A 25,205-nucleotide genomic window follows, 5' to 3' on the forward strand; every position below is an offset into this window, starting at 1 on the left:
CGCGGCTCGTGCCGTGCGCCCGGCGGCACGGGTCACAGGTACTGCGCGACCCAGGGTTCCCGGTCCGCCGCCGCGGCGGCCAGCCGGAGCGCGCCGCGGGCGACCACCGTTTCCGGGTCCTCGATCCGGGCCACGGCACAGGCGTCCCAGAGCTGGGGCAGCGCGTGGGCACCGGCGGTGGCCAGGGCGGCGTCCCAGTAGCCGGGGTAGCCGAGGGTGCCGCCCGCCGTCCGGAGCGTGCCGGGATTGAGGCTGTTGACCAGCGTGGCCATGGCGAGCTCGAGCGCCTCCCCGGCCGCGTCCACGGCCGCGCGGACGGCGGAGTCCCCGGCGGCGAGCGCCGAGTGGATCTCCGCGGGCTCGAGGCCGGTGGCGCGGACGAGGGCGGCCCCGCCGGCCAGGTCGTCGAGCCGGCGGATGCCCCGTGGCGTGGGAAGCGGCATGTACCCGATCTCGCCCGCCCAGCCGCGCGAGCCGCGCAGCACCCGCCCTTCGTGCAGGCAGGCCGAGCCGACGGCCGTCCCGCAGAGGAGGACCGCGACGGTCGGCGTCCCGTCGACCCCGGCGGCCTCCTCCGCCAGGGCACCGCGGATGTCGTTGACCAGGACGCGGGGCACACCGGAGGCGGCGGGTCCGGGCCAGCCGGTCAGCCCGGGCAGGACGTCGCAGACGGTCACACGGCCGTTCTCGACGAGGCCGGGGACGGCGACGCCCAGGGAGGCGGGCGTCAGCCGGTGGTCCGCGAGGAAGCGCCCGACGGCGGTCCGGACGGCCTCGGGCGTGGTTCCGGGTCCGGTGTCGGCGCGGCGGGTCAGAAGTTCGTCCCGGCCGGCCGGGCGGGCGACCATGAGCAGCTTGGTCCCGCCGATGTCGATGCCCACGGCAGCGGACGTCACCTGTCGCCTCCCCGGTGCGCGGTGTGATCGCCACCCTACCGGCGGGCCGCCGTCCCGGCCGGAGGGGCGGGCTATGTCCGTCCCGGACAAGGACACGGCACGAACCACTCCCTAACGGAGCATGCCTGCACCCCTCCCCCGCGCCTAGCCTGCGGAAGAAACACCAGCTGCGTCCGAAAGACCCCACCCCCAGGAGCCCCGCATGACCGAAATCCCGCAGGAGCGCCGCGTCGTCACCGCCATTCCCGGCCCGAAGTCGCAGGAGCTTCAGGCCCGCCGTCTGTCCTCGGTGGCGGGTGGCGTGGGCTCCGTGCTGCCGGTCTTCACCACCCGTGCCGGTGGCGGTGTCATCGAGGACGTCGACGGCAACCGTCTGATCGACTTCGGTTCCGGTATCGCCGTGACCTCCGTGGGTGCCTCCGCCGAGGCCGTCGTGCGCCGGGCGAGCGCCCAGCTGGAGCAGTTCACGCACACCTGCTTCATGGTCACGCCGTACGAGGGGTACGTCGAGGTCTGCGAGGCGCTCGCCGAGCTGACGCCGGGCGACCACGCCAAGAAGTCCGCGCTGTTCAACAGCGGTGCCGAGGCCGTCGAGAACGCGGTCAAGATCGCCCGTTCGTACACCAAGCGCCAGGCCGTCGTCGTCTTCGACCACGGCTACCACGGCCGTACGAACCTGACGATGGCGCTGACCGCCAAGAACATGCCGTACAAGCACGGCTTCGGCCCGTTCGCGCCCGAGGTCTACCGGGTGCCGGTGGCCTACGGCTACCGCTGGCCCACCGGCCCGGAGAACTGCGGCCCCGAGGCCGCCGCCCAGGCCATCGACCAGATCACCAAGCAGATCGGCGCCGAGAACGTCGCCGCGATCATCATCGAGCCGGTGCTGGGCGAGGGCGGCTTCATCGAGCCGGCCAAGGGCTTCCTCCCGGCGATCGTGAAGTTCGCCAACGACAACGGCATCGTCTTCGTCGCGGACGAGATCCAGTCCGGCTTCTGCCGCACCGGCCAGTGGTTCGCCTGTGAGGACGAGGGCGTCGTCCCCGACCTCATCACCACCGCCAAGGGCATCGCGGGCGGCCTGCCGCTCGCCGCCGTCACCGGCCGCGCCGAGATCATGGACTCCGTGCACGGCGGCGGCCTGGGCGGCACCTACGGCGGCAACCCGGTGGCCTGCGCCGGTGCGCTGGGCGCCATCGAGACCATGAAGGAGCTGGACCTCAACGGCAGGGCCAAGCGCATCGAGGAGGTCATGAAGGGCCGCCTCGCCGCGATGCAGGAGAAGTACGAGATCATCGGCGACATCCGCGGCCGCGGCGCCATGATCGCCATCGAGCTGGTCAAGGACCCGGCGACCAAGCAGCCGAACCCGGAGGCCGCCGCCGCGCTCGCCAAGGCGTGCCACGCCGAGGGCGTGCTGGTGCTGACCTGCGGCACCTACGGCAACGTGCTGCGCTTCCTGCCGCCGCTGGTCATCGGCGAGGACCTGCTCAACGAGGGTCTCGACGTCATCGAGAACGCGTTCGCGGGCGTGTGACGCACCGCTTGTGAAGAACCCGTGGGGGGCCCATGGCGGGATGGAGATCCGGCTGTCGGGCCCCCTTTCCCTGCCGTACGGTTTCCGCAGATGAGAGAAACACCCCGCCCGCAGGGGACTGCGGGCGGCTCCGGGACGGAGCCTCCCCAGCCCTGTCCTGGTCGTGCCCTCGCGCACACCGCCGGTGCCTCTGGCTCCGGTTCTCCTCACCGATCGGACAGCCGCCCGCCCCACACCCCCCGGGGCGCGCGGCGCACCGGTCCTGACGGCCGCCCCGGAACCACCCCCCCTGTTCCGGGGCGGCCGGCTTTTCTCTTCCGGCTCCTCTGGGCGCTGCCGGTCCTGTTCGGGCTGATCACCTGGCAGGTCGTCGCCGGCGGCCCCCTCGCCCGCCTGGACGCGCGCGTGAGCCGCGCCCTGGCCGGCCGGGGGCCCACCGGGCTGACCGAGTTCCTCGCCGACCTGGGCGGCCTGCCGGTGGCGCTCCCCGTCCTCGCGGCGGCCATGGCGTACGCGGTATGGCGCGGCCGGCGGGCCCGGGCGCTGTACGCGGGGCTCGCCATGGCCCTCGTACCGGCGCTGGTCGTACCGCTGAAGCTGCTCACCGACCGGCCCGGGCCGCTCACCCCGGAGACCGGCTACTACCCCTCGGGGCACACGGCGACCGCGCTGGTGGCGTACTGCGGGGCGGCGCTGCTGGTGCACCGGCGCCTGGTGCCCGTCGCGCTGCTGCTCACGGCGGCGACGGGCACCGGTCTGGTGCTGCGCGGCTACCACTGGCCGCTGGACGTGCTGGCGAGCGCCTGCCTGTTCGGGTCCCTGGCGCTGGTCAGCTCCACCGGTAGGCGTCGAAGTTCCGGGAGAACTCCCAGCCGCCGAACCGGTCCCAGTTGACCGACCAGGTCATCAGCCCGCGCAGCCCCGGCCAGACGCCATGGGTGCGGTACGTGCCGCAGCCCACCGCCCGGGTCAGGCAGTCGAGCGCCTTGTTCACCTCGGCGGGCGGGGTGTGGCCGTTGCCCGCGTGGGGCGAGGCGGGCATCCCGATGGCGACCTGCTCGGGGCGCAGCGCCGGGAAGAACCGGTTCGCGTCGCCGGCGACGGGGAAGCCCGTGAGGAGCATGTCGGTCATGGCGATGTGGAAGTCGGCGCCGCCCATGGAGTGGTACTGGTTGTCGAGGCCCATGATCGGGCCCGAGTTGTAGTCCTGGACATGCAGCAGGGTGAGGTCGTCGCGCAGGGCGTGGATCACCGGCAGGTAGGCGCCGGCGCGCGGGTCCTGCCCGCCCCAGGGGCCGGAGCCGTAGAACTGGTACCCGAGCTGGACGAAGAAGGTCTCGGGCGCCATGGTCAGGACGAAGTCCGGGCCGTACTTCGCCTTCAGGGTCCGCAGGGCCGAGATCAGATGGACGATGACCGGGCTGGTGGGGTTGCGGAAGTCGGTGTCGCCGGTGTCGAGCGAGAGCGAGTGGCCCTCGAAGTCGATGTCGAGGCCGTCGAGGCCGTACTCGTCGATGATCTTCGAGACGGAGGAGACGAAGGTGTCGCGGGCGGCGGTGGTGGTCAGCCGGACCTGGCCGTTCTGGCCGCCGATGGAGATGAGCACCTTCTTGCCCGCGGCCTGCTTGGCCCGGACGGCGGCCTTGAAGTCGGCGGGGGACTCGACGTTCGGGCATTCGCCGGCCGGGCAGAGGCGGAAGCGGATGTCGCCGGAGGTGACGGAGGTCGGTTCGCCGAAGGCGAGGTTGATGACGTCCCAGGAGTCGGGGACGTCCGCCATGCGGGTGTAGCCGGAGCCGTTGGCGAAGCTGGTGTGGAGGTAGCCGACGAGGGCGTGGGCGGGCAGCCCGTCACCGGGGCCGGGGCCGGGGCCTTCCGGGGCGGTCGTCGCGGTGACGGCCGCCGACCGGGCGGACTCTCCGGCGGCGTTCACGGCGGTGACCTCGAAGCGGTACGGCGTCGAGGGCGCGAGGCCCGTCACGGTCGCCGAGGTGCCGGTCACGGTGAGGGCCCGCTGGGTGCCCCGGTAGACGTGGTAGGAGGTCGCGTCCGGCACCGGGGACCAGGAGAGCGGCACGCTGGTGGGGCCGGGGCGGCCGGCGGTCAGGCCGGCGGGGGCGGCCGGGGGCCGGGCGGGGTCGCCGGCCGGCCCGAGGAGGGAGACGTCGTCGGCGTGGTAGGCGCCGGTCCCGTACCAGCCGTGGGTGTGGACGGTCACCGAGCGGGTGGCCGGGCCGGTGCGGAAGGTCGTGGTCAGCCGCTGCCAGTCGGGGGCGGCCTGGGTCCACGCGGTGGCGTCGGCGGTGCCCGTCCCGGTCGCCCCGAGGTGGACGTAGCTGCCGCGCACCCAGCTGCTCAGGGTGTACGTGGAGTCGGGCCGGACGGCGACCGTCTGGGCGCACTTGGCGTGGTCGCCGCCCGAGGGCGTGGCCTTCAGGGCCCGGGTGCCGGTGCGCACGGGCTCCGGGGCGGAGACGGCCGCCCCGCTGCCGGCCGCGCAGCTCCAGCCGTCCAACCCGGCCTCGAAGCCCCCGTTGCGGGCCAGTTCGGTGTCGGCGGCGGCCCCCACACCGGCGGACGCGGGACCGGCCGCGGGACCGGACGCGGAAAGGGACACGGAATCGGACGCGGGAACGGCCGCGGGAACGGACGCCGGAGCGGCGGTGGCCGCCCCCGCGGCCCCGCCGAGGGTGAGCAGGGCCGCCATGACGAGGGCGAGCGGTCTGGGCGAGGTGCGGTCCACAACTGCCTCCGGGAGTGGGGGAATCGAGGTGGAGCGCCGCACAACTTGGTCCAGACCAATTCAGTTGTCAACCCTCCGGGCGTCCCGCCCCCGCACCATGCCGGCCACCGCCTCGTGCATCGCCAGCTCCAGCAGCCCCGGGTCGTTGAGCGTGCCGCGCCCGTCGGGGAGGACCAGCCAGCGCGCCGCGCCCGTGACGCGGCCCGGGTAGGGGACGGCGATCCAGGTGCCGCGCCCGGCCGCCCGTATCCCGGTGCCGACCCAGCGGGTGGCGGTGCCCGCCGGGACAAAGAAGCCCAGGCGGGCGTCGCCGAAGTCGGCGAGCACCGGGCCCGGCCGGTCGACGAGGCGGCACAGGACGTCGAGCGTGGCGTGGCCGAGCTCGGCCGGAGTGATCAGCACGTCCCAGCGCCGCCCCGCGGGCAGCAGCGCGACCCCGAGGACGCTGCGCTCCCACTCCCACCGGCAGGCACCGGGATCCGGCGCCACCGCCGCCAGCCACTCCACCGCCGCCTTGGCCCCCGAACCAGTCATCGCCGTCCGCCTCCATGTCCGTCTCCGTGACTGCCTCTCCGGGCAGTGCGTTCACGCGGAAGGAGACGACTGGATGCGGGTCATGACGCGAGTACGCCCCTCGCATTGGTGGTGAAGTGGAGTGCGAGGGGCGCACACCCGGCGCATACGGGGTTCGCACGGTACGCGTCGGCGGTGGTCCAGCGGGACCAGCGGCCGGTGGGACCAACCCGTGGGACTAGTGGGACTAACTGTCGAAGCCGAGCCCCAGGCGGTCCATCGTCCGCAGCCACAGGTTCCGCCGGCCGCCGTGGGCGTCGGCGCGGGCCATCGACCACTTGGTGAGCCCGATGCCCGCCCAGGCGAGCGGCTCCGGAGGGAAGGGCAGCGGCTTGGTGCGCACCATCTCCAGCGCGGTGCGCTCGGTCCGCTCCCCCGCCAGCAGGTCCAGCATCACGTCCGCCCCGAACCGGGTCGCGCCCACGCCGAGGCCGGTGAAGCCCGCCGCGTACGCCACCCGGCCCTGGTGCGCCGTGCCGAAGAACGCCGAGAAGCGCGAGCAGGTGTCGATGGCCCCGCCCCAGGCGTGGCTGAAGCGGACGCCCTCCAGCTGCGGGAAGCAGTGGAAGAAGTGCCCGGCGAGCTTCAGGTACGTCTCGGGGCGGTCGTCGTGCTCGGGGCTCACCCGCCCGCCGAAGGGGTAGACGGCGTCGTAACCGCCCCACAGGATCCGGTGGTCGGCGGACAGCCGGAAGTAGTGGAACTGGTTGGCGCTGTCCCCGAGGCCCTGGCGGTTCTTCCAGCCGATGGACTCCAGCTGCGCGTCCGTCAGCGGCTCGGTCATCAGGGCGTAGTCGTAGACCGGGACCGTGTAGGCGCGGACCCGCTTCACCAGGGACGGGAAGACGTTGGTGCCGAGGGCGACCCGCCGGGCGAAGACCCGGCCGTAGGGCGTGCGCACCGCCATCCCGGCGCCCGCCCGGGCCAGTTCCAGGCCGCGGGTGTTCTCGTAGATCCGTACGCCCAGGTCGGCGCAGGCGCGCTTGAGGCCCCAGGCGAGCTTCGCGGGGTGCAGCATGGCGACCCCGCGCCGGTCCCACAGCCCGCCCAGGAAGGTCGGCGAGTTCACCTCGGCCCGTACCTCGTCCCGGTCGAGGAGTTCCAGCCCGCCGGCGAGGCCGAGCCGGCCGGCCTCCTCGTACGTCTCGGTCAGCTCGTCGAGCTGGTGGGACTCGGTCGCCACGTCGATCTCGCCGGTGCGCTCGAAGTCGCAGTCGATGCCGTACGCGGCGACGGCCGCCTCGATGGCGTCCAGGTTGGCCGCGCCCAGCTCCTCCAGGGCGGCCAGTTCGCCGGGCCAGCGGGCGAGACCGTTGCCGAAGCCGTGGGTGAGGGAGGCGGCGCAGAAGCCGCCGTTGCGCCCGGAGGCGGCCCAGCCCGCCTCCCGGCCCTCGATGAGGACGACGTCCCGCCCGGGGTCGCGCTCCTTGGCGAGGAGCGCGGTCCACAGGCCGCTGTAGCCGCCGCCCACGACCAGCAGGTCGCAGTGCTCGGTGCCGGTGAGGGCGGGCAGCGCGGCGGGCTTGCCGGGGTCTTCCAGCCAGAACGGGACGGGCTGGGCGTCCGAGAGTGATCGTGCGGCACTACGCATGGCGGCTGGGGCCATGGTTTTCAGCTCCCTCAGATTCTCATGGTTGTGCGGCGGCGCGCCTGCGCCGGGCGGCCGCGACCTGCCCGGCGACGACCACCAGGACCGCGATGACGAACATCGCCGTGCCGATGACGTTGATCTGCACGGGCGTGCCGCGCTGCGCCGAGCCCCAGACGAACATCGGGAAGGTGACGGTGGAGCCGGCGTTGAAGTTGGTGATGATGAAGTCGTCGAAGGACAGGGCGAAGGCGAGCAGCGCGCCCGCCGCGATGCCGGGGGCGGCGATGGGCAGGGTGACCCGCAGGAAGGTCTGGACGGGACCGGCGTACAGGTCCTTGGCGGCCTCCTCCAGGCGGGGGTCCATCGACAGCACCCGCGCCTTGACCGCCACCACCACGAAGCTCAGGCAGAACATGATGTGGGCGATGAGGACGGTCCAGAAGCCCAGCTCGGCGCCCATGTTGAGGAACAGGGTGAGCAGCGAGGCGGCCATCACGACCTCGGGCATGGACATCGGCAGGAAGATCAGCGAGTTGACCGCGCCGCGCGCCCGGAAGCGGTAGCGGACCAGCGCGAAGGCGATCATGGTGCCGAGGACCGTGGCGCCCAGCGTCGCCCAGGCGGCGATCTGGAGCGACAGCGCGAGCGACCCGCACAGGTCGGCCACCCCGCAGGGATCGCGCCAGGCGTCGGTGGAGAACTCCCGCCACGAGTAGTTGAAGCGCCCCGCCGGCCTGTTGAACGAGAACACCATCACGACGACGTTCGGCAGGAGCAGGTACGCGAGGGTCAGCAGACCCGCGACGACGACGAGGTTCTTGCGGAGCAGGCGCATCAGACCAGGTCCTCCGTTCCGGCCCGGCGGATGTAGACGGTGACCATGATCAGCACGATGGCCATCAGGATGAAGGACAACGCGGCCGCCGTCGGGTAGTCCAGCACCCGCAGGAACTGCGACTGGATGACGTTGCCGACCATTTTCGTGTCCGTGGAGCCCAGGAGTTCGGCGTTGACGTAGTCGCCGCTCGCCGGGATGAAGGTGAGCAGGGTGCCCGAGACCACGCCCGGCATGGACAGCGGGAGGGTCACCTTGCGGAAGGTGGTGGCGGGCGAGGCGTACAGGTCCTGCGCCGCCTCGTGGAGCCGCCCGTCGATGCGCTCCAGGGACGTGTAGAGCGGCAGGATCATGAAGGGCAGGAAGTTGTACGTCAGGCCGCACACCACCGCCATCGGCGTGGCCAGGACGCGGTCGCCCTGGGTCCAGCCCAGCCAGTTGGTGACGTCCAGGACGTGCAGGGCGTCCAGGGCGCCGACGACCGCGCCGCCGTCCGCGAGGATCGTCTTCCACGCCAGCGTACGGATGAGGAAGCTGGTGAAGAACGGCGCGATCACCAGGACCAGGAGCAGGTTCCGCCAGCGGCCCGCCTTGATGGCGATGAGGTACGCGAGCGGGTAGCCGAGCAGCAGGCACAGCACGGTCGCGGTGCCGGCGTACAGCAGGGACCGGACGAACTGCGGCCAGTACTCGCCGAACGCCTCCCAGTAGGTGGCGAAGTGCCAGGTGACCTGGAAGCCCTTCTCCAGGGAGCCGGTCTGCACCGAGGTCGACGCCTGGTAGACCATCGGCAGCGCGAAGAAGACGACCAGCCAGAGGATGCCGGGCAGCAGCAGCCAGTACGGGACCAGCCGCTTGCGGGCGCGGGGCCTGCGCGGGGCGGGCGGTGTGCCCGCGCCGCCCTCGGCGGGCCGCCCGGGCGCCTCGGGGGCGTCGGTGAGGGTCACGCGGCGTCCTCCACCTTCTCCACGCCCGCGGTGATGTCCTGGCCGGCGTCCAGGCCGAAGGTGTGGGCCGGGTTCCAGTGCAGGACGACGTCGGCGCCGGGGGCGAGGCGGGAGTCGCGCTCGACGTTCTGCTCGTACACCTGGAGGCCGGTGCCGGCGGGGCCGTCGACGACGTACTGGGTGGAGACGCCGATGAAGGAGGTGGCGGCGATCCGGCCGGTGACACGGTTGCGGCCGGCGTCGATGGTGTCCGCCTCGTCGGCGTGGGCCAGCGCGATCTTCTCCGGGCGGACGCCGACGAGGAGCTTGCCGCCGGTGCGTATGCCCTCGCCGCACCGGGCGGCCGGGAGCCGGAGCGTGCCGCCGCCCGCTGTGACGGTGACCTCGGCGCCCGCGGCGGTCACCTCGGCCTCGATCAGGTTGGAGGTGCCGAGGAAGTTGGCGACGAAGGTGGTGCGGGGGTTCTCGTAGAGGTCGGCGGGGGCGCCGAGCTGCTCGACCCGCCCGCCGTTCATCACCGCGACCGTGTCGGCCATCGTCATGGCCTCCTCCTGGTCGTGGGTGACATGGACGAAGGTGATGCCCACCTCGGTCTGGATGCGCTTCAGCTCCAGCTGCATCTGGCGCCGCAGCTTGAGGTCGAGCGCGCCGAGCGGCTCGTCCAGGAGCAGCACCTGCGGGTGGTTGATGAGCGCGCGGGCGACCGCGACGCGCTGCTGCTGGCCGCCGGAGAGCTGGTGGGGCTTGTGCCCGGCCTTGTCGCCGAGCTGGACGAGATCGAGCATGTCGCCGACCTGCTTCTTCACCGACTTGATGCCGCGCCGCCGCAGGCCGAAGGCCACGTTCTCGTGGATGTTGAGATGCGGGAAGAGCGCGTACGACTGGAAGACGGTGTTGACCGGCCGCTTGTACGGGGGCAGGTCGGTGACGTCCTTGTCGCCGAGGAACACGGTGCCGGTGCTGGGGTCCTCCAGGCCGGCGATCATGCGCAGGGTGGTGGTCTTGCCGCAGCCGGACGCGCCGAGGAGGGCGAAGAAGGAGCCCTGCGGGACGGTCAGGTCGAGCGGGTGGACGGCGGTGAAGGAGCCGTAGGTCTTGCTGATCCCGGACAGGCGGACGTCGCCACCGGTGTGCGTGCTGTCGGTCATGGGTTGCGGTCCCGGGGGGTCGAGGCGGGCGGGGGCGTCGGCTCAGGCACCGATGAGCTTGGCGAACTTCTCCTCGTAGGCGGACTCTTCCTCGCTGGTGAGGGAGCGGAAGGCGCGGGACTTCGCGGCCATCGCCTTGTCCGGGAGGATCAGGGGGTTCGACGCCAGCGCCGGGTCGATCCTGGCGAGTTCCTCGCGGACGCCGTCGACCGGGCAGACGTAGTTGATGTACGCGGCGAGCCGGGCGGCGTTGGGCGGCTCGTAGTAGTAGTCGATGAGCTTCTCGGCGTTGGTCTTGTGCCGGGACTGGGCGGGGACCAGCAGGTTGTCGCTGGAGGTGATGTAGCCGGCGGACGGGATCGCGAAGGCGATGTCGGGGTTGTCGGCCTGGAGCTGGATGACGTCCCCGGCCCAGGCCAGGCAGGCGGCGATGTCGCCCTTGGCGAGGTCGCCGGTGTAGTCGTTGCCGGTGAAGCGGCGGATCTGCTGGGTGTCGACGGCCTTCTGGAGGCGGCCGATCGCCGCGTCGAAGTCGGCGTCGGTGAACCGGCCCGGGTCCTTGCCCAGGTCGAGGAGGGTCATCCCGACGGAGTCCCGCATCTCGGAGAGGAACGCGACCCGCCCCTTGAGCCGGGGGTCGTCGAGGAGCTGGGTCACGGAGTCGACCTTGCGGCCGCCGGTGGCCTTCCTGTTGTACGCGATGACCGTCGATATACCGGTCCAGGGGTACGAGTGGGACCGGCCCGGGTCCCAGTCGGGGCGCCGGAACTGGGCGGAGAGGTTGGCGTACGCGTGCGGGAGGTTGGCCGGGTCGAGCCGCTGGGCCCAGCCCAGCCGGATGATGCGGGCGGCCAGCCAGTCGGTGACGCAGATCAGGTCGCGGCCGGTGTCCTGGCCGGCGGCGAGCTGCGGCTTGACCTTGCCGAAGAACTCGACGTTGTCGTTGATGTCCTCGGTGTACTTGACCGTGATCCCGGTCCGCCTGGTGAAGCCGTCCAGGGAGGGGCGGGTCTTCTCGTCGTCGCCGATGTCGATGTACTGGGTCCAGTTGGAGAACGCGAGCCGCTTCTCCCGGGCCGAGACGTCGATGGAGGCGGTGCCGTCGCCCTCCCGCTTGGCGGGCGGGATCCCGCAGGCGCTCAGGCCGGCGAGGCCGCCGGCCGTGAGCGCGCCGACGCCCGCGGCGCGCAGCATGGAACGGCGGGTGAGGGCTCCCCGGCCGTTGGTCAGGCTGCGCCGCATCGCGGCGAGCTGTGCCGCGGAGAGGCTGTCGGGCTGGTGCTGCTCCATGCGGTGTGCCTTTCGGTGCGGGCCGTCGAGGGCTATCGGTCCCGGAAGACCGTGCGGTGCCAGTCCTTCCGGGCCACCGCGGTGTTGTCGAACATGACGTGCTTGACCTGCGTGTACTCCTCGAAGGAGTACGCGGACATGTCCTTGCCGTAGCCGGACGCCTTGTAGCCGCCGTGCGGCATCTCGCTGATGATCGGGATGTGGTCGTTGATCCAGACGCAACCCGCCTGGATCTCCCGGGTCGCGCGGTTGGCGCGGTACAGGTCGCGGGTCCAGGCGGAGGCGGCGAGGCCGTACGGCGTGTCGTTGGCGAGGGCCAGGCCCTCGTCGTCGCCGTCGAAGGGCAGGACGACCAGCACCGGGCCGAAGATCTCGGCCTGGACGATCTCGCTGTCCTGCGCGGCGCCGGTGATCAGGGTGGGCCGGTAGTAGGCGCCGTCATTGTGCGGCGCCACACCGCCGGTGACGACGGTGGCGTACCCGCGGGCCCGGTCCACGAAGGCGGCGACGCGGTCCCGCTGGGCGTGGCTGACCAGCGGTCCGAGGTCGGTGTCCTCCTGGAAGGGGTCGCCGATCCGGATGGTCGCCATCAGGTCGGCCACCCCGGAGACGAACGCGTCGTACAGCGGGCGCTGGACGTACGCGCGCGTGGCGGCGGTGCAGTCCTGGCCGGTGTTGATGAGCGCGCCGGCGACCGCGCCGTGCACGGCGGCCTCCAGGTCGGCGTCGTCGAACACGACGAACGGCGCCTTGCCGCCCAGCTCCAGGTGGAGCCGCTTGACGGTGGAGGTGGCGATCTCGGCCACCCGCTTGCCCACGGCGGTGGAGCCGGTGAAGGACGTCATGGCCACGTCCGGGTGGCCCACCAGGTGCTCCCCCGCCTCCCGGCCGGAGCCGGTGACGACGTTGACCACCCCGTCGGGGATGCCCGCGTCGGTGGCGGCCTGCGCGAACATCAGGCTGGTGAGCGGGGTCAGCTCGGCGGGCTTGAGGACGATGGTGTTGCCGGCCGCGATGGCCGGGAGGACCTTCCAGGCCGCCATCTGGAGGGGGTAGTTCCAGGGCGCGATGGAGCCGACGACCCCGATGGGCTCCCGGCGGACGTACGAGGTGTGGTCGCCGCTGTACTCGCCGGCCGACTGGCCCTGGAGGTGGCGGGCCGCCCCGGCGAAGAAGGCGGTGTTGTCGACCGTGCCCGGTACGTCGAACTCGCGCGAGAGCCTGATCGGCTTGCCGCACTGGAGGGACTCGGCGTGCGCGAGGTCCTCGGCGCGTTCGGCCAGACGCGCCGCGAAGCGGTGCATCGCGTCGGAACGCTCGCCCGGTGTGGCGCCCGCCCAGCCGGGCAGCGCGTCCCGGGCGGCGCCCACGGCCGCGTCCACGTCGGCGGTGGAGGCCGGCGCGTAGTCGAGGACCTTTTCCCCGGTGGCGGGGTCGATGACGGTGTGCCCGTGCTCCGAGGTGCCGGCCCGCAGCCGCCCCCCGATGTACTGCGCCCCGGCCGCGAAGCGGTCGAGTCCCTGGAAGCCGTTGCCCATGACGCTCTCCGTTGTCCCGGCTGGAATTGACTGCCGATCCTGGCAGAGGAGAACCTGAGCAACAAGCGATTCCGTGGTTGCCTTTTGGTTAAGCGACGGATTCGGTCGACCATGTGTCGGGTGGGCGGCGGTATATCGGTACGGAGTGTCGGTGGTGGCTGCCAGACTGGCGTGCATGGAAATGGTCCACGCGCTGATCGAGCAGGTCAGCAGGGGTGAGCGGGTGAAGTTCCTGCACTTCTGGGGCCACACGCCGAGGCGGGACGGGACGCTCGGGGCGAGCTGTCTCAGCCAGTGGTGGCCCTCGCCGTTCACGGTCGGCGGTGTGGAGTACGCGACGGCCGAGCACTGGATGATGGCGTCCAAGGCCCGGCTCTTCGGGGACGCGGAGGCGGAGCGGAAGGCGCTCGGCGCGGCGAGCCCCGCGGAGGCGAAGAAGGCGGGGCGCCTGGTGCGCGGCTTCGACGAGACGGTCTGGAAGCGGGAGCGGTTCCGCGTGGTGGTCGAGGGCAGCCGGCACAAGTTCGGCTCCGACCCGGAGCTGGGGGCGTTCCTGCGGGGCACGGGCGAGCGGGTGCTGGTGGAGGCGAGCCCGGTGGACCGCGTGTGGGGCATCGGCCTCGCGGCGGACGACCCCCGGGCGCAGACCCCGGCGCACTGGCGGGGCCTGAACCTCCTGGGCTTCGCCCTGATGAAGGCGCGGGAGTCCCTGCACTGACGGCAGCGGCGGCGCCGGCCCCGGACCGGTGCGCTCCCCCGTTGTGGGCAATCGTCCCGGTGCGGCGCGTTTCCCCGTTGTGGGCAATCGTCCCGCAGGGCGATGGGGGTCCCCCCTGCTCGAGCGAAGCCGAGAGCTTGGGGGAGGGTGGGCACAACGGGGCCCCGCGTTGTGGGCAATCGTCCCGCAGGGCGATGGGGGTCCCCCCTGCTCGAGCGAAGCCGAGAGCTTGGGGGAGGGTGGGCACAACGGACCGGGGCGGTGCCCGTTCTAGGGTGCGCCCCGGTGCGGTGCACCCCGGTGGGGGTGGGGCGGGGCCCCTCCGGGCTCGCCTCCTCGCGGTCGGCGGTTTGCCCTACCGGTCGGGTGACCGTGCGACGCCGCCAACCGCTGCGGGGGCGACCCTGCACGGCCCCACCCCGGCCGTCGGCCGACTGCGGACCGGTGGGTGGGGGCGTCAGGCCCGCGGCTGTGCCACCAGCACCGTGTTGAACGTGCCCTCGTCCCGCGACGGCGAGCCGTCCCTCTCCTGCGTCACCTCCGTGATCATCAGCGCCAGCACCACACCGCCCACCACGATCGCGATCGATCCGAGGATGATCCCGGCCAGCGCCATGCCGTGGTTGTCCGCCTCACCGCGCCGGGCCTTGCCGCGCCCGATGATGCCGAAGATCAGCGCCAGGACGCCCAGCACGATGCCCAGGCCCCAGAGGCAGAACAGGACCACGCCGAGGATGCCGAGCACCAGCGCGGCGATGCCGAGGCCGTTGGACGGGGCCTGCTGCCAGCCGTACGGGGCGTAGCCCGCGTAACCCGGGTAGCCGGCGTGGCCGGGGGGCACGGCCGGGTAGCCGTACATGCCGGGCACCGGGGGCGGCTGGGCCGGGCCGCCCGGGGCCGGCGGGGGCGGCGGCAGGTGGACGCCGGGGCCGCCCGGCATCGTGGGCTGGTCGTGCACGCCGGGGACCGGCGGCACCCCGCGGTCCTGGGGCTCGCGCCGCTCCGGCGGAGCCCACGGGTCGTGCGGATCGCCGTTGCCTGTCATGAGCCCTCCCCGTCGTGTCCGGCCATGCTAACGGCCGACCTACGATGGCTCCCGACCAGCCCGGCGAGCGCACCGCACACGGAGGATCACCCCGATGACCGATCTGCACCCCTTCATCGCGGGGCTGCCCAAGGCCGAACTGCACGTCCACCACGTCGGCTCGGCCTCGCCCCGGATCGTCGCCGAACTGGCGGCCCGCCACCCCGACTCGAAGGTCCCCACCGACCCCGAGGCGCTCGTCGACTACTTCGTCTTCACCGACTTCGCGCACTTCATCGAGGTGTACCTGTCGGTGGTGGACCTGGTGCGCACCCCGGAGGACGTCCGGCTGCTGACGTACGAGGTGGCCCGGGACATGGCGCGGCAGAACATCCGGTACGCGGAGCTGACGATCACGCCGTTCAGCTCCACCCGGCGCGGGATCGACGAGAAGGCGTTCATGGCGGCCATCGAGGACGCCCGGCTCGCCGCCGAGCGGGAGCTGGGGGTGGTCCTGCGCTGGATCTTCGACATCCCCGGCGAGGCCGGGCTGGAGGCGGCCGAGGAGACCGCCCGGCTGGCGGTGGACCTGCGCCCGGAGGGCCTGGTGGGCTTCGGCCTGGGCGGCCCGGAGATCGGCGTACCGCGTCCGCAGTTCAAGCCGTACTTCGACCGGGCCGTCGCCGCCGGGCTGCGCTCCGTCCCGCACGCGGGCGAGACGACCGGTCCGGAGACCGTGTGGGACGCGCTGCGCGAGCTGGGCGCCGAGCGCATCGGGCACGGCACCAGCTCGGTGCGGGACCCGGAGCTGCTGGCCTATCTGGCGGAGCACCGGATCGCCCTGGAGGTGTGCCCGACGTCCAACATCGCCACCCGGGCCGTCGCGCACATCGACGAGCACCCGCTGAGGCGGATGGTGGACGCCGGGGTGGTGGTGACCATCAACTCGGACGACCCGCCGATGTTCGGCACCGACCTCAACAACGAGTACGCCGTGGCGGCCCGGCTGCTGGACCTGGACGAGCGGGGGGTCGCCGCGCTGGCGAAGAACGCGGTGGAGGCGTCGTTCCTCGACCCGGCCGGCAAGGCCAGGATCGCCGCCGAGATCGACGCGTACACCACCGAGTGGCTGCGCGGCTGATGCGCACGGTCCGTGCCGTGGCACACCGGGGCGATCCGTACCGGGTGCGGGAGAACACGCTCGCCTCGCTGCGGTCGGCGCTCGCGCGGGGCGCGGACGCCGTGGAGATCGACGTACGGCTGACGCGGGACGGTGTGCCGGTCCTGCTGCACGACGACACGCTGAAGCGGCTGTGGCGGGTGGAGCGGCCGGTGGCGGACGTGACGCTGGAGCAACTGCGGTCGCTGACCGGCCCGGAGGGCGTGCCGGCGCTGGGCGAGGCGCTGGAGGCGGTGGCCGGGCACCGGGTGATGATCGACCTGCCGGGCGCGACGGAGCGGTCGGTGCGGGCGATCGTGGGCACGGTCCGGGAGTGCGGCGCGGCGGACCGGGTGTACTACTGCTCGGGTGCCTCGGCGATGCTGCTGGTACGGGCGGCCGACCCGGCCGCCGAGATCGCCCTGACGTGGACGACGCTCGCCCCGCCCCGGCCCGTGCTGCTGGAGGCGGTGGCGCCGCGGTGGCTCAACTACCGCTTCGGGCTGGTGCGTCGGGAGCTGACGGAGCGGGTGCACCGGGACGGGCTGCTGGTGTCGGCGTGGACGGCGGACACCCGCCGGACGATGCGCAGGCTGATCGCCGCCGGGGTGGACTCGATCACCACGAACCGTGTGGACGCGCTGAGCGCCGTTCTGAAGGGAAGCCGGACGTGACCCCGGAGAGCACCGGCAGGATCCGCACCGACGTCGCGCACAACGCCCGGGTGTGGAACCACTGGCTGGGCGGCAAGGACAACTACCCGGTGGACCGGGAGGTGGGCGACCAGGTCACGGGGATGTACCCGGGCATCGGTGAAGTCGCCCGCGCGGACCGGGCGTTCCTGGGCCGCGCCGTGACGTATCTGGCCGCCGAGGCGGGCGTACGGCAGTTCCTCGACATCGGTACGGGTCTGCCGACCGCCGACAACACCCATGAGGTGGCGCAGCGGATCGCGCCGGACGCGCGCGTGGTGTACGTCGACAACGACCCGATCGTGCTGACGCACGCGCGTGCGCTGCTCACCGGGTCGCCGGAGGGGGTGACGGAGTACGTCGACGCGGACGCGCGGCGGCCGGAGCGGATCGTGGAGGCGATCCGGCCGGTGCTGGACCTGGGCCGGCCGGTCGCGGTGATGATGCTCGGCATCCTCAACTTCGTACTGGACACGGAGGAGGCGCGGGGGGTGGTGCGGACGCTGATGGCGGCGGTGCCGTCCGGCAGCCACCTGGTGCTGACCCATCCGACGCTGGAGCTGGGCGGCGAGGGCAACGCGGAGGCGATGGAGTTCTGGAACAAGCACGCCACGCCGCCCATCACGGCGCGCGGCCGGGCGGAGTTCGTGTCGTTCCTGGAGGGTCTGGACGTGCTGGAGCCGGGGGTGGTGTCGTGTGCGCGCTGGCGGTCCGAAGAGGGCCCGGAGGTGGCGCAGTTCGGGGCGGTCGCCCGCAAACCGTGACCGTGCGGAGTTCGTGTCGTTCCTGGAGGGTCTGGACGTGCTGGAGCCGGGGGTGGTGTCGTGTGCGCGCTGGCGGTGCGAAGAGGGCCCGGAGGTGGCGCAGTTCGGGGCGGTCGCCCGCAAACCGTGACCGCGCGGGGCGGTTCGCGGCGCCCGGGGGCGCGGCCGGGCGTTGTGCGAAGATCCCCCGGTGCGATCGATCAGCGCTGAAGACCCGGACTGGATAGGCCCGTACCGACTCCTCGGTCTGCTCGGCGAGGGGGGTATGGGCCGCGTCTACCTCGCGCGCAGCGAGGGCGGGCGGACGGTGGCCGTGAAGCTGGTGCTGCGCCGGCTGGCGCGGGACGGCGAGTTCCGGCGGCGGTTCGCCCAGGAGGTGGCGGCGGCGCGGCGGGTCGGCGGCCGGTGGACGGCGCCGGTGCTGGACGCGGACACGGAGGCCGAGGTGCCGTGGGTGGCGACGGGCTACATTCCGGGGCCGTCGCTGTCGGAGGTGGTCGGCGAGGACCACGGGCCGCTGCCGGCCGCGTCGGTGCGGGCCCTGGCGAGCGGGCTGTCGCAGGCGCTGGGGGCGATCCACGAGGCGGGCCTGGTGCACCGCGATCTGAAGCCGTCCAATGTGCTGGTGACGGTGGACGGGCCGCGGGTGATCGACTTCGGGATCGCCCGCGCGCTGGACGCCACCGCGGCGGGGGACGTGCGGACGGGGACGGGCGCGCTGGTCGGCTCGCCGGGGTTCATGTCGCCGGAGCAGGTGCGCGGGGAGCGGGTGACGGCCGCGTCGGACGTGTTCTGCCTGGGCGCGGTGCTGGCGTACGCGGCGACGGGCCGGATGCCGTTCGGCGGTGCGGAGAGCGGTGTCCACGGGCTGCTGTACCGGATCGTGACGGAGGAGCCGGATCTCGAGGGCGTGCCGCCGAGCCTGGCGGGCCTGGTGCGGGCGTGCCTGATCAAGGACCCGGCGGGGCGGCCGTCGGTGGCGGAGCTGATCGAGGCGACCCGGGACGCCGAGCCGGCCGGGGCGTGGCTGCCGGGCGCACTGCTGGCGCAGCTGGGGCGGCGGGCGGCGCGGCTGCTGGACGCGGAGCTGCCGGGGCCGGCCACGCCGCCGGCGCGGCAGCCGCAGCCCTTGACACCGGTGCCGTACGCGCCGGCGGGTTTCGGGGCGCCGCTGCCCTACGCGTACCCGACGCAGCCGGGGCACGCGGGCGGGCCGGGCGTACCGGCCGGGCCCGTGCGGCGGCCCGCCCGGTCCGGGGGCGCGCGGCTGGCGGTGATCGTGCTGAGCATCGTGGTGGGGGCGCCGGTGATGCTGATCCTGCTGCTGATGCTGATCGGGTGGCTGGCGGGCGACGACAAGAAGGACCCGGAGATCGCGACGCTGGAGGGCGCGGTGCCGGACGCCTATCTGGGGGCGTGGGAGGGCGCGGTGGCGGGCGGCCCGGAGGGTGACTTCCAGGGGCGGTTCGACATCGTGCAGGGCGAGAAGGGCGAGATGGTCGCCACGGTGACGTACACCCTGGCGGACGCGGTCTGCCAGAACCGCGCGCCCCTGGTGTCGGCCGACGGGGAGAAGCTGGTGCTCGGCGGGGGCAGCCGGTCGCGGAGCGTCCCGGCAGGCGCGAAGGCCTGTGCCGAGCCGTCGCCGGGGCAGACCCTGGCGGTCCGGCCGGACGGGTCCCTGGGGTGGACGTCCGCGGGGGTGTCGGCGACCCTCCGGCCGGCCGTGGAGAGCAGTGTGGCGGTGCACCCGAAGTTCCTGGGCGACTGGGGCGTCCCGGCGGCGGCCCCGGCCGGCCCGCTGCGGCTGACGATCCGTCAGGGCGACGTGGGGGACGAGGTGGTGACCGCCACGGGCCGGGCCGGCGGCGCGGCGTGCCGGTGGAAGGGCGTCCTGAGCGGGGCGCACGACGACCGGCTGGTGCTGGGCCCGCTCGTACCGGCGACCGCGGGCTGTCCGGCGCGCGGTTCGATGGTGCTCACCCCGGCGGGTGAGGGCCGGCTGTACGCCGACCGGTCGGATCGCCCGGAGGGCGCGGGCCGCGAGGAGCTGGAGCACGTCTCGCCCTGACGGGGAGGGGCGGGTGACGCACGACGGGCGGGCCGGGAGAGTCCCGGCCCGCCCGTGCGGGTGCCGAAGGGGTCAGCCGAGCGAGGTCATCACGTGCTTGATGCGCGTGTAGTCCTCGAAGCCGTACGCCGAGAGGTCCTTGCCGTAGCCGGACTTCTTGAAGCCGCCGTGCGGCATCTCCGCGACCAGCGGGATGTGGGTGTTGATCCAGACGCAGCCGAAGTCCAGCGCCTTGGACATGCGCATGGCGCGCGCGTGGTCCTTGGTCCAGACGGAGGAGGCCAGGGCGTACTCGACGCCGTTGGCGTACTCCAGGGCCTGCTCCTCGTCGCGGAAGGACTGGACGGTGATGACGGGGCCGAAGACCTCGTTCTGGACGATCTCGTCGTCCTGCTTGAGGCCGGAGACGACGGTCGGGGCGTAGAAGTAGCCCTTGTCGCCGACCCGGTGGCCGCCCGTCTCGACCTTGGCGTGGGCGGGGAGGCGGTCGATGAAGCCGGTGACCTGCTTGAGCTGGTTGGCGTTGTTGAGCGGGCCGTAGAGCACGTCCTCCTCGTCCGGCAGGCCGGTCTTGGTCTCGGAGGCGGCCTTGGTGAGGGCGGCGACGAACTCGTCGTGGATGGACTCGTGCACCAGGACGCGGGTGGCGGCGGTGCAGTCCTGGCCGGCGTTGAAGAAGCCGGCGACGGAGATGTCCTCGACGGCCTTGGCGATGTCGGTGTCCTCGAAGACGACGACCGGGGCCTTGCCGCCCAGCTCCAGGTGGACGCGCTTGACGTCCTTGGCGGCGGACTCGGCGACCTGCATGCCGGCGCGTACCGAGCCGGTGATGGAGGCCATGGCCGGGATGCGGTGCTCCACCATGGCGCGGCCGGTGTCGCGGTCGCCGCAGACGACGTTGAAGACGCCCTTGGGGACGATGGAGCCGATGATCTCGGCGATCAGCGTGGTGGAGGCCGGGGTGGTGTCCGACGGCTTGAGGACCACGGTGTTGCCCGCGGCGAGCGCCGGGGCGAACTTCCACACGGCCATCATCATCGGGTAGTTCCACGGCGCGACCTGGGCGCAGACGCCGACCGGCTCGCGGCGGACGATGGAGGTGAGGCCCTCCATGTACTCACCGGCGGACTTGCCCTCCAGCAGGCGCGCGGCGCCCGCGAAGAAGCGGATCTGGTCCACCATCGGGGGGATTTCTTCGGTGCGGACGAGCTCCAGGGGCTTGCCCGTGTTCTCCGACTCGGCGGCGATGAGGTCCTCGGCGCGCTCCTCGAAGGCGTCGGCGATCTTCAGCAGTGCCTTCTGGCGCTCGGCCGGCGTGGTGTCGCGCCAGGCGGGGAAGGCCGCGGCGGCGGCGTCCATGGCGGCGTCGACGTCGGCCTGGCCGGAGAGCGGAGAAGTGGCGTACACCTCGCCGGTGGCCGGGTTGACCACGTCGATGGTCCGTCCGTCGGCGGCGTCCCGGAACTCCCCGTTGATGTAGTTGCGCAGACGACGCAGCTCGGTGGTCACTTGCCACCCCTCCTGTCGGCTCGTGGTTCTAGGTGACTCGGGTGTCCACGTACTGGACACTCCCCACCCTAGTCGCTGATGCGACGATTCCGACAGGCCCGACGCCCTACAACTTCGAATTCAGTGGGATTCGGGCCCATGAACAACGGATTTCCTCGATCCGGGGTTGCGCGAGTGACGAGACTCGGTGCAGAGTGAAGGTGTGGCCAGTCGAAGCGCAGACCCCAGGGCCGGGAACGGATCGTCACCGACGATCGACGCCGTCTCCCTGGCGATCATCGAACAGCTCCAGGAGGACGGTCGCCGTCCGTACGCCGCGATAGGCAAGGCCGTGGGCCTGTCCGAAGCGGCCGTGCGGCAGCGCGTCCAGAAACTCCTCGACCAGGGCGTCATGCAGATCGTCGCCGTGACCGACCCCCTCACCGTCGGCTTCCGCCGTCAGGCGATGGTCGGGATCAACGTCGAGGGTGACGTGGAGCAGGTGGCGGACGCGGTGACGGCCATGGCCGAGTGCGAGTACGTGGTGATGACCGCGGGCTCCTTCGACCTGATGGTGGAGATCGTCTGCGAGGACGACGACCACCTCCTGGATGTGATCAACAAGCGCATCCGCACACTCCCCGGCGTGCGCTCCACCGAGAGCTTCGTCTACCTCAAGCTCAAGAAGCAGACCTATATGTGGGGAACCCGATAGCCGTGAGCAAGGACCTCTCCAAGACCGCCTACGACCACCTGTGGATGCACTTCACCCGCATGTCGTCGTACGAGAACAGCCCCGTCCCGACCATCGTCCGCGGCGAGGGCACCTACATCTTCGACGACAAGGGCAAGCGCTACCTCGACGGCCTCGCCGGCCTGTTCGTGGTCCAGGCCGGCCACGGCCGGACCGAGCTCGCCGAGACCGCCTACAAGCAGGCCAAGGAACTGGCCTTCTTCCCGGTGTGGTCCTACGCCCACCCGAAGGCCGTCGAACTGGCCGAGCGCATCGCGCACCACGCGCCCGGCGACCTGAACAAGGTATTCTTCACCACCGGTGGCGGCGAGGCGGTCGAGACCGCCTGGAAGCTGGCGAAGCAGTACTTCAAGCTGGTGGGCAAGCCCACCAAGCACAAGGTCATCTCCCGCGCGGTCGCCTACCACGGCACCCCGCAGGGCGCCCTGTCCATCACCGGCCTGCCGGGCCTCAAGGCCCCCTTCGAGCCGCTGGTCCCCGGCGCGCACAAGGTGCCGAACACCAACATCTACCGCGCCCCGCTCTTCGGCGACGACCCGGAGGCCTTCGGCCGCTGGGCCGCCGACCAGATCGAGCAGCAGATCCTCTTCGAGGGCCCGGAGACCGTCGCCGCGGTGTTCCTGGAGCCGGTGCAGAACGCCGGCGGCTGCTTCCCGCCGCCGCCCGGGTACTTCCAGCGCGTGCGCGAGATCTGCGACCAGTACGACGTGCTGCTCGTCTCCGACGAGGTCATCTGCGCCTTCGGCCGCCTCGGCACCATGTTCGCGTGCGACAAGTTCGGCTACGTACCGGACATGATCACCTGCGCCAAGGGCATGACCTCGGGCTACTCCCCGATCGGCGCGTGCATCGTCTCCGACCGCCTGGCGGAGCCGTTCTACAAGGCCGACAACACCTTCCTGCACGGCTACACCTTCGGCGGCCACCCGGTCTCCGCGGCCGTCGGCCTCGCCAACCTCGACATCTTCGAGCGCGAGAAGCTCAACCAGCACGTGCTGGACAACGAGGGCAACTTCCGCGCCACGCTGGAGAAGCTCCTCGACCTGCCGATCGTCGGCGACGTCCGCGGCAACGGCTTCTTCTACGGCATCGAGCTGGTGAAGGACAAGGCCACCAAGGAGTCCTTCAACGACGAGGAGACCGAGCGCGTCCTGTACGGGTTCCTCTCCAAGGCCCTGTACGACAACGGCCTGTACTGCCGCGCCGACGACCGCGGCGACCCGGTCGTCCAGCTGGCGCCGCCGCTGGTGTCCGACCAGTCCACGTTCGATGAGATCGAGCAGATCCTCCGGGCCACCCTCACCGAGGCCTGGACGAAGCTTTAAGCGTCAACCGATCGAGCCGATCGTCCGATCGTAGGCTGAACGCGGCCCGGGTCGTGCCCCATCCGAGTGAGATGGGCGGACCCGGGCCGTGTGCTGTCCGGACAGCCGCCCCGCCACTCCCTACGGTTCCTGTGACCGATCCGCCCTACCATCGTTCCCCCGTACGGGGGAAGAACGTACGGGGAAACGACACATCAGAACCGATACCGAGGTGTTCGCCATGGTGGCCCCGCCGGACAACGACGTGCTCTGGGCACGCGCCCTGCACCACTCCCACAACGGCTCCCCCGCGCTCCAAGGCGTCTCCCTCGGCGTGCGCGAGGGCGAGATCCTCGCGGTCAGCGGCCCCCGGGGAAGCGGCAAGACCACACTGCTGCGCTGCCTGTCCGGCCGGCTCGTCCCCCGCGAGGGCGAGGTCTGGTTCAACAGCGCCCCCGTCCACACCATGAGCGCCCTCCAGCGGGAGCGGCTCCGCCGCGAACGGTTCGGCTGGATCGGCTCCCAGCCCGACCTCGTCCCCGAACTGACCGCCTGGGAGAACGCGGCGCTGCCGCTGATGCTGCGCGGCACCTCCCGCCGCGCCGCCAAGTCCGCCGCCCTCGACTGGCTGGAGCGGCTGGACGCCGGCGACTGCGCCCGCAAGCGGCCCGGCGACCTCCCCCGCGCCCGGCGGCAGCGCGTCGCCATCGCCCGCGCCCTGGTCACCATGCCGTCGCTGCTGTTCGCCGACGAACCCACCGCGCCCCTGCACCGCGCGGACGGCGCCCAGGTGCTGCGCACCCTCACCGCCGCCGCGCGCTCGCACCGCATCACCGTGCTCCTTGCCACCCACGACCCGGACGTCGCCGCGCTCGCCGACCGCACCGCCCACCTGGTCGACGGGCGTCGCGTCAACTCCGTGGCCCTGAACGGAGCGGAGGGCCGCGACGCGTGCTCGCTCTCCGTCTAGCCCGCGGCTCCCACCCCCTGGTGCTGCTGCGGCGACTGCTCGTCGCGGCCGCCTCGGCCGGGGTCGGCTTCCTGCTCCTGTCCGCCCTCGGGTACGCGATCGGCCACCCCGGCGAGTCCCGGGCGGCGCTCGTCCGGCTCGCCTGGTGCGCCCTGCCGCTCGCCGCGACCGTGCACCTCGCGGTCGCCGTCGCCCGCACCGACCCGGCCACCCGTCCGCGGCCCGGTCTGTCGGCGATCGGGCTGGGCCCCGCCCGGCTCGCCGCCGTCGCCGCCGCCTCGACCGCCGTGGCCTGCGTCCTCGGCTCCACGACCGCGCTGCTGGTCTTCCTGCACCTGCGCGGCGACCTCACCGGCCTGCCCTTCGACGGGGCGTCCGGCGAACTGCTCGGCGCGGGCCGGCCCCTGCCGGTCGCCGCCGCGCTCACCCTGCTGGCCGTCGTACCGGTCGTCGCCTCCGCGGCGTGCGCCCTGGCGCTGCGCCCGCGCCGCAAGGCCGTCCTGGACGACGACCCCGACACCGACACGCCCGCCGCCGCGGCCCCGCCCGCCGGGCTGCCGTGGGGCGTGGCGCTGGTCGCGCTGGGCGTCGCGGTCGAGACGTACACCGCCCGGGGCGCGAGCGGCGGTGCCGCCGCCCTCCCGCTGCCCGGCGGCCTCGGCGGCGGACCGGCGGGCGTCCTGCTGGGCTGGGCGCTCACCGCGGTGGGCCTCGCCGTCGCCGGACCGGGGCTCACCCACCTCACCGGGCGGCTGCTCCAGGTGTTCCGGCCGGGCGTGACCCGGCTGCTGGCGGGGCGGGCGCTGATGGCCGAGGCGCGGCGGATCGGCCGCCCGCTGGGGGTGGCCTGCGCGGTGGCGTCGGCGACCATCGGGGCGACCACGCTGTACGAGGGCGGCGCGCGGGCGTTCGGCCCGCTGACCGGGCTGGGCGCGGCGCTGGTGGTGACGTGCACCGTCGCGACGCTGCTGACGGCGGCGCTGGAGTCGCGGCAGACCCGGGTGTCCACCAAGGACGCCCTGCTGCGGCTGGGCGCCTCCGCCTCGGTGCTCCGGATGGCGGTGACCCTGCGGGCGGTGGCGCTGCTGGCCGTGTTCGCGCCGCTGACCTGGGCGGTCGCGGAGCTGGCGGCGCTGCCCCTGCGGCCGTAGGGCGGTGCCGTG

Annotated in this window: 22 protein-coding genes and 1 pseudogene; 12 read left to right on the forward strand and 11 right to left on the reverse strand. The window is 72.8% G+C overall.

Annotation, left to right across the window (positions count from 1 at the left end; genetic code table 11):
• Nucleotides 1-32 precede the first annotated feature (32 nt).
• Nucleotides 33-896: an ROK family protein gene (locus ACF08D_RS30160; protein WP_392227220.1), complete on the reverse strand. Its 864-nt coding sequence runs from the start codon at nucleotides 894-896 to the stop codon at nucleotides 33-35.
• 202 nt (nucleotides 897-1,098) lie between these two features.
• Here ACF08D_RS30160 and gabT point away from each other — a divergent pair, with 202 nt between their 5' ends.
• Both gabT and ACF08D_RS30170 read left to right on the forward strand, forming a co-directional pair.
• Nucleotides 1,099-2,433 carry a 4-aminobutyrate--2-oxoglutarate transaminase gene (gene gabT / locus ACF08D_RS30165; protein ID WP_392227222.1) on the forward strand — a complete coding sequence of 445 codons (1,335 nt, stop codon included), beginning with the start codon at nucleotides 1,099-1,101 and terminating at the stop codon, nucleotides 2,431-2,433.
• Between the two features lie 90 nt (nucleotides 2,434-2,523).
• The gene (locus tag ACF08D_RS30170) at nucleotides 2,524-3,327 is read left to right on the forward strand and encodes a phosphatase PAP2 family protein (RefSeq protein ID WP_392227224.1); all 804 of its coding nucleotides are present in this window, start codon (nucleotides 2,524-2,526) and stop codon (nucleotides 3,325-3,327) included.
• Here the strand turns inward: ACF08D_RS30170 and ACF08D_RS30175 are convergent.
• The 8 genes from ACF08D_RS30175 to ACF08D_RS30210 all read right to left on the reverse strand — a co-directional run bounded on the left by ACF08D_RS30175 (nucleotide 3,263) and on the right by ACF08D_RS30210 (nucleotide 13,098).
• On the reverse strand, nucleotides 3,263-5,140 hold the full coding sequence (locus ACF08D_RS30175; RefSeq protein ID WP_392227436.1) for a chitinase: 1,878 nt from the start codon (nucleotides 5,138-5,140) through the stop codon (nucleotides 3,263-3,265). The genes ACF08D_RS30170 and ACF08D_RS30175 overlap by 65 nt on opposite strands.
• A gap of 96 nt (nucleotides 5,141-5,236) precedes the next feature.
• Entirely contained in the window at nucleotides 5,237-5,710 is a 474-nt protein-coding gene (locus tag ACF08D_RS30180) for a hypothetical protein (protein ID WP_392227226.1), read from the reverse strand.
• 226 nt (nucleotides 5,711-5,936) lie between these two features.
• Nucleotides 5,937-7,355 (reverse strand): NAD(P)/FAD-dependent oxidoreductase, encoded by a 1,419-nt coding sequence (locus ACF08D_RS30185; RefSeq protein ID WP_392227228.1) that lies wholly within the window; start codon nucleotides 7,353-7,355, stop codon nucleotides 5,937-5,939.
• Between the two features lie 22 nt (nucleotides 7,356-7,377).
• Complete coding sequence (locus ACF08D_RS30190) at nucleotides 7,378-8,175, reverse strand: ABC transporter permease (protein WP_392227229.1); 798 nt, start codon at nucleotides 8,173-8,175, stop codon at nucleotides 7,378-7,380.
• Nucleotides 8,175-9,122 (reverse strand): ABC transporter permease, encoded by a 948-nt coding sequence (locus tag ACF08D_RS30195; RefSeq protein WP_392227230.1) that lies wholly within the window; start codon nucleotides 9,120-9,122, stop codon nucleotides 8,175-8,177. Before ACF08D_RS30195 ends, ACF08D_RS30190 begins: the two co-directional genes overlap by 1 nt.
• Entirely contained in the window at nucleotides 9,119-10,270 is a 1,152-nt protein-coding gene (locus ACF08D_RS30200) for an ABC transporter ATP-binding protein (protein WP_392227232.1), read from the reverse strand. Before ACF08D_RS30200 ends, ACF08D_RS30195 begins: the two co-directional genes overlap by 4 nt.
• A 42-nt stretch (nucleotides 10,271-10,312) precedes the next feature.
• A complete protein-coding gene (locus tag ACF08D_RS30205) occupies nucleotides 10,313-11,560 on the reverse strand; it encodes a spermidine/putrescine ABC transporter substrate-binding protein (RefSeq protein ID WP_392227233.1) in 1,248 nt (415 codons plus the stop codon).
• A 32-nt stretch (nucleotides 11,561-11,592) separates the two neighbouring features.
• A complete protein-coding gene (locus tag ACF08D_RS30210) occupies nucleotides 11,593-13,098 on the reverse strand; it encodes a gamma-aminobutyraldehyde dehydrogenase (protein ID WP_392227235.1) in 1,506 nt (501 codons plus the stop codon).
• Nucleotides 13,099-13,273: 175 nt separating this feature from the next.
• Between ACF08D_RS30210 and ACF08D_RS30215 the strand changes: the two genes are divergently transcribed.
• The gene (locus ACF08D_RS30215; protein ID WP_392227236.1) at nucleotides 13,274-13,816 is read left to right on the forward strand and encodes an NADAR family protein; all 543 of its coding nucleotides are present in this window, start codon (nucleotides 13,274-13,276) and stop codon (nucleotides 13,814-13,816) included.
• Nucleotides 13,817-14,273: 457 nt separating this feature from the next.
• Here ACF08D_RS30215 and ACF08D_RS30220 read toward each other — a convergent pair whose 3' ends face one another.
• Nucleotides 14,274-14,861: a DUF4190 domain-containing protein gene (locus ACF08D_RS30220; RefSeq protein WP_392227238.1), complete on the reverse strand. Its 588-nt coding sequence runs from the start codon at nucleotides 14,859-14,861 to the stop codon at nucleotides 14,274-14,276.
• A gap of 94 nt (nucleotides 14,862-14,955) precedes the next feature.
• On the opposite strand from ACF08D_RS30220, the gene ACF08D_RS30225 reads away from it, so the two are divergent.
• The 5 genes and pseudogenes from ACF08D_RS30225 to ACF08D_RS30245 all read left to right on the forward strand — a co-directional run bounded on the left by ACF08D_RS30225 (nucleotide 14,956) and on the right by ACF08D_RS30245 (nucleotide 19,526).
• Nucleotides 14,956-15,981: an adenosine deaminase gene (locus tag ACF08D_RS30225; protein ID WP_392227240.1), complete on the forward strand. Its 1,026-nt coding sequence runs from the start codon at nucleotides 14,956-14,958 to the stop codon at nucleotides 15,979-15,981.
• Nucleotides 15,981-16,673, forward strand: coding sequence for a glycerophosphodiester phosphodiesterase (locus ACF08D_RS30230; RefSeq protein ID WP_392227241.1), 693 nt, complete (start codon nucleotides 15,981-15,983; stop codon nucleotides 16,671-16,673). Before ACF08D_RS30225 ends, ACF08D_RS30230 begins: the two co-directional genes overlap by 1 nt.
• Nucleotides 16,670-17,455, forward strand: coding sequence for an SAM-dependent methyltransferase (locus ACF08D_RS30235; RefSeq protein ID WP_392227243.1), 786 nt, complete (start codon nucleotides 16,670-16,672; stop codon nucleotides 17,453-17,455). The genes ACF08D_RS30230 and ACF08D_RS30235 overlap by 4 nt, the downstream gene beginning before the upstream one ends.
• A gap of 1 nt (nucleotide 17,456) precedes the next feature.
• Nucleotides 17,457-17,585, forward strand: a pseudogene (locus ACF08D_RS30240) (SAM-dependent methyltransferase); the annotation flags it as partial.
• A 60-nt stretch (nucleotides 17,586-17,645) separates the two neighbouring features.
• Nucleotides 17,646-19,526 (forward strand): protein kinase, encoded by a 1,881-nt coding sequence (locus ACF08D_RS30245; protein WP_392227245.1) that lies wholly within the window; start codon nucleotides 17,646-17,648, stop codon nucleotides 19,524-19,526.
• A gap of 72 nt (nucleotides 19,527-19,598) precedes the next feature.
• On the opposite strand, the gene ACF08D_RS30250 is transcribed toward ACF08D_RS30245, so the two are convergent.
• Entirely contained in the window at nucleotides 19,599-21,035 is a 1,437-nt protein-coding gene (locus tag ACF08D_RS30250; RefSeq protein ID WP_392227247.1) for a gamma-aminobutyraldehyde dehydrogenase, read from the reverse strand.
• A 187-nt stretch (nucleotides 21,036-21,222) separates the two neighbouring features.
• Here ACF08D_RS30250 and ACF08D_RS30255 point away from each other — a divergent pair, with 187 nt between their 5' ends.
• The 4 genes from ACF08D_RS30255 (at nucleotide 21,223) to ACF08D_RS30270 (ending at nucleotide 25,193) form a co-directional block, all read left to right on the forward strand.
• Entirely contained in the window at nucleotides 21,223-21,729 is a 507-nt protein-coding gene (locus tag ACF08D_RS30255; RefSeq protein ID WP_392227249.1) for an Lrp/AsnC family transcriptional regulator, read from the forward strand.
• The gene (locus tag ACF08D_RS30260; RefSeq protein ID WP_392227250.1) at nucleotides 21,714-23,093 is read left to right on the forward strand and encodes an aspartate aminotransferase family protein; all 1,380 of its coding nucleotides are present in this window, start codon (nucleotides 21,714-21,716) and stop codon (nucleotides 23,091-23,093) included. Before ACF08D_RS30255 ends, ACF08D_RS30260 begins: the two co-directional genes overlap by 16 nt.
• A gap of 220 nt (nucleotides 23,094-23,313) precedes the next feature.
• Nucleotides 23,314-24,042 (forward strand): ABC transporter ATP-binding protein, encoded by a 729-nt coding sequence (locus ACF08D_RS30265; protein ID WP_392227252.1) that lies wholly within the window; start codon nucleotides 23,314-23,316, stop codon nucleotides 24,040-24,042.
• Entirely contained in the window at nucleotides 24,024-25,193 is a 1,170-nt protein-coding gene (locus ACF08D_RS30270) for a hypothetical protein (protein ID WP_392227254.1), read from the forward strand. Before ACF08D_RS30265 ends, ACF08D_RS30270 begins: the two co-directional genes overlap by 19 nt.
• Nucleotides 25,194-25,205 lie beyond the last annotated feature (12 nt).

It is taken from the genome of Streptomyces sp. NPDC015131, assembly GCF_043079975.1.
GTDB lineage: Bacteria > Actinomycetota > Actinomycetes > Streptomycetales > Streptomycetaceae > Streptomyces.